This is a genomic window from Bacteroides sp. B1-V-101 (genome assembly GCF_023656585.1).
Classification (GTDB): domain Bacteria; phylum Bacteroidota; class Bacteroidia; order Bacteroidales; family Bacteroidaceae; genus Bacteroides; species Bacteroides thetaiotaomicron.
This window is the reverse complement of the sequence record NZ_JAMOKH010000019.1, coordinates 92254-108888: the sequence shown is the minus strand read 5'-3', so window position 1 is coordinate 108888 and position 16635 is coordinate 92254. Positions and strand designations below refer to the sequence as shown.

7 protein-coding genes are annotated in these 16635 nt (G+C 41.8%); 5 read left to right on the top strand and 2 right to left on the bottom strand.

Annotated elements, in window-relative coordinates; genetic code table 11:
• Positions 1-455: 455 nt before the first annotated feature.
• Positions 456-1142, bottom strand: a complete 687-nt coding sequence (locus NBH01_RS15385) for a potassium channel family protein (protein WP_250700174.1) — start codon at positions 1140-1142, stop codon at positions 456-458.
• A 4-nt stretch (positions 1143-1146) separates the two neighbouring features.
• A complete protein-coding gene (locus tag NBH01_RS15380) occupies positions 1147-2976 on the bottom strand; it encodes a TrkH family potassium uptake protein (protein WP_225679138.1) in 1830 nt (609 codons plus the stop codon).
• Positions 2977-3121: 145 nt separating this feature from the next.
• Here NBH01_RS15380 and NBH01_RS15375 point away from each other — a divergent pair, with 145 nt between their 5' ends.
• From NBH01_RS15375 to NBH01_RS15355, 5 genes are all read left to right on the top strand, one after another.
• Positions 3122-4492, top strand: a complete 1371-nt coding sequence (locus tag NBH01_RS15375; protein WP_008760379.1) for a TrpB-like pyridoxal phosphate-dependent enzyme — start codon at positions 3122-3124, stop codon at positions 4490-4492.
• A gap of 170 nt (positions 4493-4662) precedes the next feature.
• Positions 4663-8724 (top strand): hybrid sensor histidine kinase/response regulator transcription factor, encoded by a 4062-nt coding sequence (locus tag NBH01_RS15370; RefSeq protein WP_225679140.1) that lies wholly within the window; start codon positions 4663-4665, stop codon positions 8722-8724.
• Between the two features lie 424 nt (positions 8725-9148).
• The gene (hepC, locus tag NBH01_RS15365; protein WP_250700173.1) at positions 9149-11257 is read left to right on the top strand and encodes a heparin-sulfate lyase HepC; all 2109 of its coding nucleotides are present in this window, start codon (positions 9149-9151) and stop codon (positions 11255-11257) included.
• A gap of 18 nt (positions 11258-11275) precedes the next feature.
• Positions 11276-13456 (top strand): surface glycan-binding family protein, encoded by a 2181-nt coding sequence (locus NBH01_RS15360; protein ID WP_250700172.1) that lies wholly within the window; start codon positions 11276-11278, stop codon positions 13454-13456.
• A 24-nt stretch (positions 13457-13480) separates the two neighbouring features.
• The gene (locus NBH01_RS15355) at positions 13481-16624 is read left to right on the top strand and encodes a SusC/RagA family TonB-linked outer membrane protein (protein WP_055229009.1); all 3144 of its coding nucleotides are present in this window, start codon (positions 13481-13483) and stop codon (positions 16622-16624) included.
• The last annotated feature ends 11 nt before the right edge of the window (positions 16625-16635 follow it).

The following is a 16635-nucleotide window of genomic DNA, read 5'->3' as shown; positions in this document are numbered from 1 at the left end:
GTAAACCGGAGGCAGGAATAATAAATAATAAAGTAAACAGCTGCCAGGGTTAGTAATATTTCTAGTCAACACATAGCAGCTATTAGAGATAAACAAGTCAACCATTATTAGGGAAGTACAGTTCCCATTGCTTGAAACTCTAGTTTCTATTACTTGAAACTTTGGTTTCATACGCTCGAAACTTTTAGTTTCAAGCCTTTGGAACTATGGTTTCTTACTGATGAAACTACAGTTTCAAGCAGTGGAAACTAATTAAGCTACAACGAGTGGCAGTAGCGTGACGGCAAATTCTGCCATCACACTGCTGTCACTCGTTGCTGTCACCACATTTATATCTCAAAATCAATCTGTTAACTCTAAGACAGTGACAGGTGACAGATAATATTTGTTTTTATTTATATAGGATGAAGAAAATATAGATGCTACTGATTCGCATTATTCAGTGTTATATTTCATTAAATAGCTTTCCAGAATGACTGGAAATCACGGTATTTACCATAGCATACCAGTTCATCTCCTTCTTCCACCTTCTCATCTCCGGGCAACTCATTCTTGACATGACGCTCCATCAAAGAAATGCCCAGGCAATTAGTGACTTTGTTCGCACGCTTCAGTGCGATCAGTTTCAGATGAAACTCTTCATCCATATTCAGCTCATTCACAAAGTATCCGACAAACTTCTTCGGAACGGTAAACTTCACGACATAATAATCCTGATCGATACGGAACGCTTCCATCGTCGCCCCAAAGTCGAGTAATTGCACCAGGCTACGGGCGGCATCTTCTTCCGGTGTCAGAATCTTCTCCAGGCTGAATGCTTCGAGTACTGCCTTGTGTACCGCATCAATGGCACGGGCAAAGATACGGGGCACCTTTTTCTGCTTCAACAATGCGACAACACGTATCGATGCTCCAAAATTCTCGCCAATCGCCACAATAACGATATCTACGCTATTCAAAGGCAGCACCGACAAGGATTGCTCGTCCGTAGCGTCAATGACAAAAGCGGTGGCAACCTTATCTTTGATTGAATCGACACGGCTTTCGCTGATGTCCGCTCCAATAATTTCATGCCCCAATGCTGATAATTCCTCGGCAAGTACATGCCCGTAATTTCCTAAACCAATAATAATATACTTCATGATGTTAGTTTATGATGATGTTATCACTCGGATAACGGTATTTTGTATTCTTTTTCTGCTTGACGATTCCCAGCATCAGCGTAATCAAACCGACACGTCCGATAAACATCAGCAACGATACCAGCAATTTACTTGCATCGCACAATTGAGGCGTCAGATTCAGGCTCGATCCTACCGTGCTAAGGGCGGAAACACATTCAAAGGTCAGCGCCAGCAAAGAGGCTTTCGGTTCGAGTATGCTCAATATGAAGATAAAGAGAAACAGTACACCCAGTGACATGACGACCGTCGCATTGGAACGCCGGATAGAGTCATGAGACAATTCCCTGCCGAAGACCTCCACCCGTTCACTTCCCCGCAATACGGCTACAAGGTTCAACACTACCACTGCAAAAGCATTCACTTTGACACCGCCTGCCGTAGACTGCGATCCACCGCCGACCCACATCAGGAAGAGATAAACCAACAATGTCTGCACGCTCAATGATGTCAGATCGACACTGCTGAAACCCGCCGTTCGCGGACAGGTCGCATTAAAGAATGCTTGCGTCCATTTATCGGCCACAGGCATTCCGGCAAAGGAGGCATTCCACTCAAAAGCAAGGATGGCCAGTGTACCGATCAGCAACAGCAGGAAAGTCATGATCAATACGATTTTCGTATTCAGATTGTAGAGGTGCTGCATCTTATGCCTTTCCAGTTTGCGGGTACGCACAAACGTCCAGAAATGACGCAAATGGTATAATACGATATCTTTGAAATTAACCAGAATCGGGAAACCGATACCGCCCAAGATAATCAGTAAAGAGACGGAGATGAACAGCCAGTTGTGGTTGGTCATCACCATCGAATTTCCTAAATTGCCTGAAAGTGTGGAGAAACCCGCATTACAGAAAGCCGAAATGGAATGGAAGGCGGCAAAAGCCAGTTCCTCTTCCAGATTCATCCCAAGCGTACCGTGAATGCTGAACCAGATGGACACCATGCCAATGCCTTCGATGACCAACGTAAATCCAAGGATATATAGTAGTGTGGACAGTAACGACCCCAACGAATTGGAACTGACCATATCACGGACAACGAGCTGATTGTAAATGGAAGTATTTCCCATAAAGAACATAGCGAAGAAACTGGTTAATGTCATCACTCCCAGTCCGCCGATCTGAATGAGCAGGATAATGACTACAAGTCCGCTGGTGGTGAAAGTGGTGGATACGTCTACCGGCACCAAGCCCGTCACACAGACGGCACTGGTGGCTGTAAACAGAGAATCGACCCAAGTGATGCCATTGACCGTACATCGCGGAAGCATCAGCAATCCCGTCCCTATCAGAATAATAGCCATAAAGCTGACAGCCAGTATCAAAGATGGATTCGTACGGCGTCCTAAAAGACGCACCAAGCCATTGGACAGGTTCAGCAGAGAAAGAATCAGCAGTAATATTAAATGGTAAAACTTACCGTGAAGGAATTCCCAGACTTGCAGAATCGCTCCTTCTTCTTCAGGACGATGGAAGATGACGGGAACCAAAGTCAGGTAAAGCAATACGCTCAATATCCATGCCAGCCTTCGATATTGCTTTTTCGTATTCCGGTATTCCAGCGAAATATGCAGGGTGACATCAATTAAAAAGATAATCCATACGGCTTTATACAAGATCTGTATCTGCTGTACTTCGACCGGGGACAATGGAAAACCATGTTCGTAAACCACTCCGACAATCAACAACAGAGATGCCAGATAAGTGAGCGCTTCTACCAACCCCAGCAGGATACGTACATAGGGCTTGAGAAGCTTATTCTGATATAACAGAAATTTATGATAAATCTTCATATCACATTTTTTTATTGTCGTATTTGCTATGCCGTGCAAACTTAACTAAAATAACAATCGAATTCGATTCTTTGTTGACAAAATTACACGAATATTAAAAATTTTGCCTACTTTTGGCAGCAGAAAACTAATAAACCACAATAACATGAGTGACAAAAGAAAACGGTATATCCTACCGGAAGAAGAAATTCCACATTACTGGTACAACATTCAGGCTGATATGGTGAACAAGCCAATGCCGCCGTTGCACCCGGGAACAAAACAGCCGCTGAAAGCGGAAGATCTGTATCCAATCTTTGCCAAAGAACTGTGTCATCAGGAGCTTAACCAGACTGACGCATGGATCGAAATACCGGAAGATGTACGCGAAATGTATAAATATTATCGTAGTACGCCGCTTGTACGCGCTTACGGACTGGAAAAAGCGCTCGGAACTCCGGCACATATCTATTTCAAGAACGAAAGTGTCAGCCCGATCGGTTCTCATAAACTGAACTCTGCGCTGGCTCAGGCATATTATTGCAAAGAAGAAGGCGTCACGAACGTTACTACCGAAACCGGTGCGGGCCAATGGGGAGCCGCCCTTTCTTATGCTGCCAAAGTTTTTGGTCTCGAAGCCGCAGTTTATCAGGTAAAGATCAGCTACGAACAAAAGCCTTACCGCCGCAGCATTATGCAGACTTTCGGCGCACAGGTCACTCCTTCTCCGTCTATGTCTACCCGTGCGGGAAAAGATATCCTGACGGCTCACCCCACCTATCAGGGTTCTCTGGGTACAGCCATCTCGGAAGCTATCGAACTTGCACAAATGACTCCCAACTGTAAATACACTCTTGGTTCGGTACTCAGCCACGTTACTCTCCACCAGACCATCATCGGTCTGGAAGCTGAAAAGCAAATGGAAATGGCGGGCGAATATCCGGACGTAGTAATCGGTTGTTTCGGAGGCGGTTCCAACTTCGGAGGTATCTCTTTCCCATTCATGCGTCACAACATCCTGGAAGGAAAGAAAACGCGTTTCGTTGCTGCCGAACCTGCTTCGTGCCCGAAGCTGACCCGCGGTAAATTCCAATATGACTTCGGTGATGAAGCCGGATATACTCCGCTGCTCCCGATGTTTACATTAGGACACAACTTCGCTCCTGCCCATATCCATGCAGGCGGTCTTCGCTATCACGGTGCAGGCGTCATCGTCTCCCAATTACTGAAAGACAATCTGATGGAAGCGGTAGATATCCAGCAACTGGAATCTTTCGAAGCCGGCTGTCTGTTCGCACAGGCGGAAGGTATTATTCCGGCACCGGAATCCAGCCACGCAATTGCTGCCGCTATACGCGAAGCAAAGGCGTGCAAGGAAACAGGAGAAGAGAAAGTGATTCTGTTCAACCTGTCCGGACACGGTCTGATCGATATGGCATCTTATGACAAATATCTGGCAGGCGATTTAGTGAACTACGCACTGACTGACGAAGATATTCAAAAGAATCTGGATGAAATAGGAGACTTATCCAAATAAGCCCCGGTTTCCGAACCGAATTCTGTAAGTATAAAAGCCCGGTATGATGCCGGGCTTATTTATTATCTCTACGAAACTATCCAAAAGAATACAGTCTTTTGTGTTTTATGCATGGGGTATTTAAAGGAAATTACTATCTTTGGTGCCATTATTAATCCCGTGAACTAATAATGAGCAAGCTTAAGAAGATAGTAATCTACTTGTTTTTCCTATGCTTAGGAATGCATTCCGCCTTTTCTGAAACTCCGGAACAAATCACATTTTCCTATATTTCCATCAATGAGGGACTATCACAAAGTACGGTGTTCTCCATCGATCAGGATAAAAGGGGCAATATGTGGTTTGCCACTTATGACGGAGTTAACAAATACGACGGATATGCATTTACGGTTTATCAGCATAATGAGGATGACCCGAACAGTATCGCCAACGACATCTCCCGTATTGTAAAAACAGACAGTCAGGGACGGGTATGGATTGGTACACGTGATGGTTTGTCCCGTTATGATGAGGAAAAAGACATATTCCAGAACTTCTTCTATGAAAAGAATGGGAAACATTTGCAAGTTAACGGTATCGAAGAGATTTCACCAGAACTGTTACTTATCAGTACTCCGGAAGGGCTGATCATGTTCGATATCAAAGAATCCAAATTTAGAGATGATTCTTTCAGCACAGCGATGCATAAGACAATCGCCTCCACTCTTTACAGACAGGACGACCAAATTTATATCGGAACTTCGACCGACGGACTCTATACATACTCTATTACTCAGAAAACTTTTGAAAAAGTGATCCCCATTTTAGGGACTAAACAGATTCAGGCTATTCTTCAGCAATCCCCTACCCGCATCTGGGTGGCAACCGAAGGAGCCGGACTGTTCCTGATTAATCCGAAAACGAAGGAAATAAAGAATTATCTGCATTCTCCTTCCAATCCGAAGAGTATCAGTTCCAATTACATCCGCTCACTGGCAATGGATTCACAAAACCGTTTATGGATCGGAACTTTCAACGACTTGAATATTTATCATGAGGGTACTGATTCTTTTGCCTCGTACAGCAGTAACCCCGTAGAAAACGGCAGTCTGTCACAACGTTCGGTGCGCAGTATCTTTATGGATTCTCAGGGCGGTATGTGGCTGGGAACTTATTTCGGTGGTCTGAACTATTACCACCCTATCCGGAACCGCTTCAAGAATATCCGCAATATTCCTTATAAAAACTCGTTAAGCGACAATGTAGTAAGCTGTATTGTCGAAGATAAAGACAAAAACCTGTGGATAGGAACGAATGACGGAGGATTGAATCTTTATAATCCGATTACACAGCGATTTACATCTTATACACTGCAAGAGGACGAAAGTGCAAGAGGCATCGGTTCCAACAATATCAAGGCGGTATATGTAGACGAAAAGAAATCTTTGGTATATATAGGTACTCATGCCGGCGGATTGAGTATCCTTCACCGCAACAGCGGTCAGGTAGAAAACTTTAACCAACGCAACAGCCAGCTAGTAAATGAGAATGTCTATGCCATACTTCCTGACGGAGAAGGGAATCTCTGGTTGGGGACACTCAGTGCACTGGTTCGTTTTAATCCGGAACAACGGAGTTTTACCACAATTGAAAAAGAGAAAGACGGTACTCCGGTCGTCTCCAAACAAATCACGACACTATTCCGCGACTCCCATAAACGCTTATGGATCGGTGGAGAAGAGGGACTATCAGTCTTTAAGCAAGAAGGTCTGGATATACAAAAAGCATCCATACTTCCGGTTTCCAACGTCACGAAGCTCTTTACGAACTGTATTTACGAGGCTTCCAACGGAGTCATCTGGGTAGGTACACGCGAAGGATTTTATTGTTTCAATGAGAAAGACAAGCAGATCAAACGGTATAACACGACCAACGGTCTGCCGAATAACGTAGTATACGGTATTTTGGAAGATTCCTTCGGAAGACTCTGGTTAAGTACCAACCGGGGGATTTCCTGCTTTAATCCGGAAACTGAAAAATTCCGTAACTTTACAGAGTCGGACGGGTTGCAAAGCAATCAGTTCAATACCGCTTCTTATTGTCGTACGTCTGTGGGACAGATGTATTTTGGCGGTATCAACGGAATCACGACTTTCCGTCCGGAATTATTGCTCGACAATCCTTATACGCCTCCGGTGGTTATCACCAAACTGCAACTGTTTAATAAGGTTGTCCGCCCGGATGATGAGACCGGTATTCTGACCAAGAACATCAGTGAAACGAAAAGTATCACACTGAAATCCTGGCAAACAGCTTTTTCCATTGAGTTCGTGGTATCCAACTATATCTCAGGACAACATAATACTTTCGCCTATAAGCTGGAAGGTTATGATAAGGAATGGTATTATCTGACGGACAGCCGCACCGTCTCCTACTCTAACCTGCCACAGGGAACCTATCAATTCCTTGTCAAAGCAGCCAACAGCGACGGCAAATGGAATCCTATCCCTACAGCATTGGAGATTATCGTTCTGCCGATCTGGTATAAGACTTGGTGGGCACTACTCATCTTCTTCGCAACCTTCGCAGGTTTCATCACTTTTGTTTTCCGCTTCTTCTGGATGCGCAAAAGTATGGAAGCCCAGCTTGAAATAGAACGCAGAGACAAAGAACATCAGGAAGAAATCAATCAGATGAAGATGCGTTTCTTCATCAACATCTCGCATGAACTTCGTACACCTTTGACGCTGATTCTGACTCCCCTGCAAGAGATCATTAACAAAATCAGCGACCGATGGACACGCAACCAACTGGAATATATCCAACGGAATGCAAACCGCCTGCTGCATCTGGTCAACCAATTGATGGACTACCGCCGTGCTGAACTCGGAGTGTTCGAACTAAAAGCGAAAAAAGGAAACGCTCATCAACTGATACAGGACAACTTCCTCTTCTACGATAAACTGGCACGCCACAAAAAGATTACTTATACTCTACACTCTGAACTGGAAGACAAAGAAGTTCTTTTTGATGCCAACTATCTGGAACTGATAGTAAACAACCTCCTTTCCAATGCCTTTAAATATACGGAAAGCGGGCAAAGCATTACCGTAACTCTGAAAGAGGAGAACGGCTGGCTATTGTTGCAAGTCAGCGATACAGGCATAGGTATCCCTATCAACAAACAGGGAAAGATATTCGAACGTTTCTATCAGATAGAAAGTGAGCACGTAGGAAGTGGTATCGGACTTTCGTTAGTACAACGTCTGATAGAACTTCATCATGGACGTATCGAACTGGACAGCGAAGAAAACAAAGGCAGTACATTCTCTGTCTATCTGCCACAGGATCTGTCTGTTTACAAACCTTCCGAGTTAGCTTCCAATGACGAACAGAATGAAGAAGAGCAAGTGTATTCTACCAATTCCAAAGCAATGTATTTCATCGACACGGAGAAAGTGGAAAACGAATCTGTGGAATCCGGTGATAAGAAGCGCGGAACAATTCTGATCGTAGAAGATAATAATGAAATCCGCCGTTACCTGAGTAACGGACTGGCGGATTTGTTCAACACACTGGAAGCCGGGAACGGTGAAGAAGCACTGGAAAAACTGAAAGACAACGAAGTGGATGTGATTGTCACCGACGTCATGATGCCGGTTATGGATGGTATCAAGCTATGCAAGAACGTGAAACAGAATATCCGGACTTGTCATATTCCGGTTATTATTCTCTCCGCAAAGACCGATATCAAAGATCAGATGGAAGGTCTGCAAATGGGTGCGGATGACTATATCCCCAAACCATTCTCTCTTGCCATCCTGACAACCAAGATACAGAACATGATGCGTACACGCAGACGGATGCTCGATAAGTACGCCAAATCATTGGAAGTAGAACCTGAGAAAATCACATTCAATGCAATGGATGAAGCCTTGCTGAAACGTGCCATGGCGATTGTGGAAAAGAATATGGATAACATCGAATTCTCTACCGACGAATTCGCCAGAGAAATGAACATGAGCCGTTCTAATCTGCATCTGAAACTAAAAGCAATTACCGGAGAATCAACCATTGACTTTATCCGTAAGATTCGTTTCAATGAAGCGGCCAAGCTACTGAAAGACGGACGATATACGGTAGCGGAAGTCAGTACTATGGTAGGATTCAATACACCGTCATATTTTGCCACCAGTTTCAAGAAATATTTCGGATGCTTACCTACGGAGTATATCAAGAAATCAAAAGGATAGTAGTTAGACATACAGTATAGAGTCTTTTATAGCAATCGTGTTTTTTGTCTTTTTCCGAAAGAAAAATGCACCTGCCTTGTACCATATACCACATTTGGTATCGCACTATTATACCTCAAAACACGTTTTTTTCTTCTTTTATTGAATGATGACGGACTTTAAAATCATCCATCCAAACAACCTAAATTGTACAGAACCTATTCCATATCATATTACAATCCATAACATTATGACACATAAAAAACTAGAATACAAGAGATAAACAGCTCTTTTAAACAAAAACAACATATGTCTCAACAAATTTGATATCAAAAAAATCATTTTTGAACAAAGTATGAACAACCTAAATTAAAGAATCTAATTAATGAGGCTACATTTGCAACAGTAAAATAACACTTTTAATAATTATAAAACCTAATAAAGTATGAAGAACATCTTCTTTATTTGCTTTTGTGCGCTATTCGCATTTAGTGGATGCGCAGACGATGATGATGATCTATTAACCGGAGGGAATGTAGATATAGATCTGCTTCCTGATGCCAAACCAAACGATGTTGTTGATCCTCAAGTATTCGAGGCTATTAACCTCAACTACCCCGGACTGGAAAAAGTTAAAGAATTCTACGAGGCAGGCGAACATTATTATGCAGCCAATGCTTTATTGGAATACTATAGAACGAGAACCAATGTTACTAATCCGAACTTATCTTTAATTAATGTGACGATCTCAGAAGCAGAGCAGGCAAAAGCTGATTATGCACTGGTAGATTATCGCTTTCATGTTAACAACTTCTATGAAGATAAGGAAACCCTGAAACCCTATTCAGTAAAACAAGACGGAGGTATAAACTGGGAGTATTCACCGAAAGATGCATCTGATGAATATCAGAAACAACTTCATCGCCATCAGTGGTTCATCCCCCAAGCCAAAGCTTACCGTGTAAGTGGAGATGAGAAATACATTCAATCATGGATTGAGGTATATAAGAATTGGATAGAAAACAATCCGAAGCCTACAACAGGACCTAATACTACCTCATGGTGGCAGTTACAGGTATCTACCCGTATCGGTGACCAAGTACAATTGCTTGAATACTTCAAGAACTCTGTTAATTTTACTCCGGAATGGCTTTCTACATTCTTGGTAGAATTTGCAGAACAAGCAGATTTTCTCGTAGGTTATCCGTATGAATCAGGAGGTAACATACTTATATCACAAGCGAATGCATTGGCTACTGCCGGAACGTTAATGCCGGAATTTAAGAATGCGGAGAAATGGATGAATACAGGATATCAGATACTTAGCGAAGAAGTACAAAATCAAATTATGAGTGACGGATGGCACAAGGAAATGTCGCTCCACTATCATATCGGTATCGTTGCGGATTTCTACGAGGCAATGAAATTAGCAGAGGCAAACCAACTCTCCAGTAAATTGCCGTCAGATTTTACAGAACCACTGCGTAAAGCAGCAGAAGTAGTGATGTACTTCACATATCCTAATTACTTTATCAAGGGTTCTGATAATGTGGTCCCAATGTTCAACGACTCATGGAGCCGGACACGTAATGTCCTTAAAAATACGAACTTTAAGCAATATGTGGAAATGTTCCCGGATAGTGAAGAATTGAAATATATGCAAACTGCCGGAAATGGTGGAACAGCACAGGGACGTACCCCCAATAATGATATGAAGCTATTCGACCAGGCAGGATATTATGTATTACGAAATGGTTGGACACCGGCTTCTACAGTCATGATTTTAAGCAATAACAAGAGTAATGATGCTTCTAATTCACTTAGTGCCTATAGTCATAACCAGCCAGATAATGGTACTTTCGAACTATACCATAACGGACGAAATTTTTTCCCTGATTCAGGTGTGTGTACTTATTATACCAGCGGTGGAGACAATGACTTACGTTACTGGTTCCGTGGTATCGATAAACACAATACTTTATCAATCGGAAAACAGAATATCAAAAAAGCAGCAGGCAAACTGTTGAAATCAGAGGAAGGAGCGACTGAATTAGTTGTATTTGAGAATCAAGGATATGATAACTTAAAGCACCGTCGTGCAGTCTTTTACGTAAACAAAAAATTCTTTGTATTAGTAGATGAAGGTATTGGAAATGCAGAAGGTACTATTAATCTAAGTTTCAATCTTTGCGAAGGCACTGCCAGCGAAGTTGTTATGGATACAGATAAAAATGGAGTCCATACAGCATTCAGCAATAATAATAACATTATAGTCCGCACTTTTGCCAATAAAGCAGTAACCTGTTCTCCATTCACGGGACGTATAGCCTATCTCGTAGACGGGGCTTACAACACACGTCAATCTTACACCATCGATATGAATAAGAGTGCTGATGAAACCGCACGTTACATTACAGTTATCCTTCCAGTCAATGGAAGTACTGATACATCCAGTATCTCAGCCAAATTCATAGATAGCGGATATTCCGAAAACAGCGCTTCTGTAGAAGTAAGTGTGAATGGAGAGACACATACATTATCTTATACCTTATAAACTAATAACTCTTAAAATATGAGATCTAAATTACTAAACATTACTTCAAGATTACTAGGAGTCCTCATAGTAATTGCAGTGACAATAGTCAATAGTTCCTGTTCGGATACAGAAACTACTGACTCTACGAAGTTTACCATTTATTATACAGGAATGACTGATATCGGTCCATCTATGACAGGAGTTATCAGTAGCCCGACTTACAAAGGCAGTGCTCCATACGATTTTGCCATTACCAGAATCACTCTTGATGGAGAACCGTTTTCCGATAGCATCTTCGCCATTGATTCGGAAACAGGAAAAATCACTTTAAATAGTACAAGCAATACTCCTGTCGGCCTATACAAACTATCTGTCGCATGTTATTCCAACAATAACAGATATGAATATACCGACATTGTGGAAATCAACATGATGAAACCTGTGCCTGATGGAATCAAAACTGATCCGGAAAAACTGCAGGTAGAATATGCAGATATTATCGACACAGAAAGCAGCAATGAACTGCCCACCTCTCAAATTAGAACTGAAGGAAATCATATTTCTATTTCAAACTACACCATTGCTTCTGCAATGTGGAATGGAGTTGCAGTAGAAAGTCCCGAAGACTACTTTGCCGTATCAGATAAAGGTAAAATTTCCATCATCAAAGGAAATCAAAACATTCAGCCTGGTAAGTACATCCTATCATTCAAACTGACAACTGCCGCAACTGGAGAGGATCCTGAAAAAGGAATTTTCGAGAATGCGCTGGAAATCAATGTAACTTCCCGCCCACTTTCATTAATATACACTCCTGATGAAGGAAAAATAGAGGAAGAAGGAGAGCGTAGTCCTGAGACCACTTTCCAAAGTAATATTCCCGCATTAAAAGGTTCTGCGGAAGGGCTTGTATACAGTATCAGTTCAGTTAGTCCGAATACGGATAAAATCACAATTGATCCGACAACGGGCGTATTGTCTGTAGCGGCTCATCATGAATTCAAGGATGGAGAAAAATATCAAATCAGTGTGAAGGCTATCAATGAATTTTCCCCAGAAGGCGTAGTATTCGAGAATGTATTCACACTAAATACAGTTGAATTTATAGAACCGATAGCTAACTTCGGATACGCTGATGTAAACAATGTACAAGCTGTAGAAATCGACATTAACAAAAATGAGAATTTCAAAGGTGATGAAGTGAAATATGAATTTGTAAATCTGCCAACTGACCTTCAAGGTGAATTAGCTCTTGATCTGAATGGAAACATCGCCATTAAGAAGGGAAACAAAATTCCTGTCGGGCAATATACAGTTCAGGTTATGGCTACCAATACCAAAGGTTCAGAGACTGCTACATTTACATTAACAATCACAGCAAATCCGAACTATTTTACTTATTTCCGCTACGGAAATAACCTCGGATTAACTCCTATTGAAAACTATGCCGATCAATTCAGAATTGAGGCAGGCGGTAAACTTAACTCTGTAAAACCGGTTCCAACAGCAACAGATGCCAAAGATGGTTTGTCTTCACTAAAGTGGGAAGTAGAATTGAAACATAATCCCAATAATACAAAAGCGACTATTAATGAATCTACCGGACAGATTACAATAACCGGATTAAAACAAGGACAATGTGGCATGGTAATGGTTACCGCAACAGCCGGAGAAGGAAAAACGGCAGTTTCTGTAAAACAACCTGTATTTTTCCATTTCTCAATGATTTCAGACAGTAATGTACAATTAGAGTATACTCCGTTTGTCTTCCAGGTAAATCCGGCAAGAGGTGGTGAGTCAATAGCTCCAAGTTTAGGAGCAGGTATAGATAAATCTACATTCAGATTAGACTATCGCCGTGACTTCTTCTACTATAATATAGCAGGTCCGGATTCACATATAAGCGGGGCATTGGCACAAAAAGTAGATAACTTCTTATCGGAAATGTGGAATTCTTATGATGCGACAGCCGGTACATCCAGAAAACCGATGTCTTACTTTGAAAACACTACTAATTTAAGCAAAGCGTTAGGTTACATTGACCAGACAGACTTCAAAGTACACATTAACCCAAATCTGTGGCGCAACAAAGACGGCTACGCTAACGGGGCCATGATTGGTCAGATAACCTATGACGTCACCGGAAAAGATCCACAAGCTGCAACAAGCGGGGCACGGGTTTCTCCGATATTTATTTGGTTTGATACTAAGTTCTAATAAATACATGCAAAAATACACGTTATGTACTATACAAATATAATAAAATCAATTAGCGCAAGAGGGTTGTTCACCCTCTTGGCACTGATCATATCGATCAGCTTACATGCCCAGAACGCTACTGTAAAAGGTGTTATTGTAGATGAAACAGATACTCCTCTCATTGGAGCAACTGTTCAGGTTAAGGGAACCGCAACGGGAAGTATAACCGACTTTGATGGAAATTACACAATCAAAGCTAATAAAGGTGCGGTTATTACATTCTCATATATTGGATATAAGACACAGGAAATTAAATTCACAGGTCAATCGCCGCTTAACGTAAAGATGATTCCTGACAATCAGACACTAGATGAAGTGGTTGTAGTAGGTTATGGTACTATGAAACGCAGTGACCTGACAGGTTCCGTAGCTTCTATCGCCGCCAAAGATGTAGAAGGCTTCAAGACAAGTTCTGTAGCAGGCGCATTAGGAGGTCAGATTGCCGGTGTGCAAATCACTTCAACTGACGGTACTCCAGGCGCTGGCTTCAGCATCAATATTCGTGGTGTCGGCACATTGACAGGAGATTCTTCTCCACTTTATATTGTCGATGGTTTTGAAGTAGACGATATCGACTATTTGTCAAACTCTGATATCGAATCTATTGAAGTTTTAAAAGATGCTTCTTCTTCCGCTATCTATGGTGCGCGTGCCGCTAATGGCGTGGTATTAATCACAACCAAATCCGGTAAAACTGGAAGACCGACAATTACCTACAATGGTTCAGCCAGTTATCGTAAAATATCTAAAAAGCTAGACGTTCTTTCCCCATACGAATTTGTTAAGTTACAAGGAGAAGTTAATTCAAAATATTCAGACTCCTACTTCAAGCCGGGAAATGACGATAATGATATTCCCTACCGTTATCAGTCACTTGATGACTATATGGGTGTTAAAGGTGTTAACTGGCAGGATGAAACATTCAATCCTACCTGGTCACAAGACCATAGTTTGTCAATCATGGGAGGTACAGATGATTCTAAATACAACGCATCATTCTCACGCTATATTGAAAACGGTATTTTCAAGAACAGTGGTTTCGATAAAACTACAGGAAAGTTTCGCCTTGACCAAAAGTTAAGTAAAAGTTTGTCTTTCAATATCACCGTCAATTATGCACTGACTAACCGTAAAGGTGTAGGTACATCCGCAGACTCCGGTCGTTTCAATATGTTAGCGCAGATTTTAAGTGCCCGTCCTACTGGGGGATTAAAGCTGACTGATGATGAGCTTCTTGATTCAGCTATTGACCCTGAAATGCTCGAATCTGGCGAAAGCTTGGCACAAGTGAATCCAGTGAAACAAACTGAATCAGTAACAAATACCAAACGCGCCGAAATGTGGTCTGGTAATGGTTCGATAAGCTGGCAGATTATTAAAGGATTGACATTTAAAACTGCCGGAACCTATAACACCACTAATAACCGTACAAATATTTTCTACAAAGATGGTTCCAAGGAGGCTTATCGTAACGGTCAGAAGCCTTATGGACGTACACAAATGGGACGCGACGTACGTTGGACGAACTTCAATAATCTGACTTGGAAACAGAAGGTTAAGAAACACAACTACGATGTTATGTTAGGGCATGAAGTTTCTTTCAGAAGCACTGAATATTTACTAGGCGAAGCAATGGATTTCCCATTCGATAACTTAGGAAATGATTACCTTGGTCTGGGTGCAACACCTAGTAAAGTAGAAAGCAGCTATAGCGAAAAAATGTTGCTATCATTCTTTGCACGTGGAAATTATAACTACGATAACCGTTATTTACTGACGGCAACAGTTCGTGCTGATGGCTCTACTGTTTTCTCTAACAAAAATAAATGGGGATTCTTCCCTTCATTTTCTGCCGCATGGCGTGTTTCCGAGGAAGCATTCATGAAAGATGTTGATTGGGTATCTAACTTCAAAGTTCGCTTGGGTTGGGGTATTGTAGGCAATGACCGTATCTCCAACTACCTTTCTATGGATCTTTACGAAGCTAGTAAATATGGCGTAGGCAACAATACGGTAACTGTATTGACTCCTAAACAACTGAAAAACGCTAATTTGAAGTGGGAAGGTTCAAGCACTATCAACTTGGGTGTTGACTTAGGTTTTCTTGACAACAGATTAAATGTTACTGCCGACTTCTTTGTCAAAAACACTAAAGACTTATTATTAGCACAGTCACTTGCCCATGTTACCGGATTTGATTCACAGATGCAAAACATCGGTAAGATTCAGAACAAGGGTATTGAACTAAGCTTAAATTCGACTAATATTCAGACACGTGATTTCAGTTGGCAAACCAACTTCAATATTTCATTTATCAAAAACACATTAAAAGGATTAGCTTCAGGCGTTGAATCGATGTACGCCCGCTCCGGATTCGACAGCAACTTTACTGCTTATGATTATATTGCTACTGTAGGCCAATCACTCGGCTTGATTTATGGATATGAATTCGACGGAGTTTATCAAAGTTCTGACTTCTATACTACGCCAGACAATCAACTGATATTGAAAGAAGGTGTTACAAACAATGCACGATATGGCACTGTGAAACCAGGAGTAGTTAAATATAAAGACCAAGATGGCGACGGCATAATCACGACCAATGACCGCACGGTAATTGGTAACGCTATGCCCAAATGGTTTGGTGGTATTACAAATACATTTGACTATAAAGGTATCGACTTCAGCTTCATGCTTCAGTTCAACTATGGCAATGACATATATAATGCAACTCGTCTATATTCTACACAATCCAGAAACGGACGTAGAAATATGCTGGCTGAAGTAGCTGACCGTTGGAGCCCAACAAATACTTCCAACCTGGTTCCTTCACAGGATGGATATATTGTAAATGATGTATATTCCCGCTTTATAGAAGACGGATCATTCTTACGTCTGAAGAATGTAACTTTAGGATACACTTTGCCGCACAAATGGACTCGTAAATTTCATGTATCCAGACTCCGTTTGTATGCAACCGGTCAGAATCTGTTCTGCGTAAGCGGATATAGCGGCTATGACCCGGAAGTAAACAGCGCAAGCAATACCCCGATGACTCCGGGACTGGACTGGGGTGCTTATCCAAAAAGTAGAGTATTTACATTTGGTATCGATCTTCAATTCTAATTCATAAAACA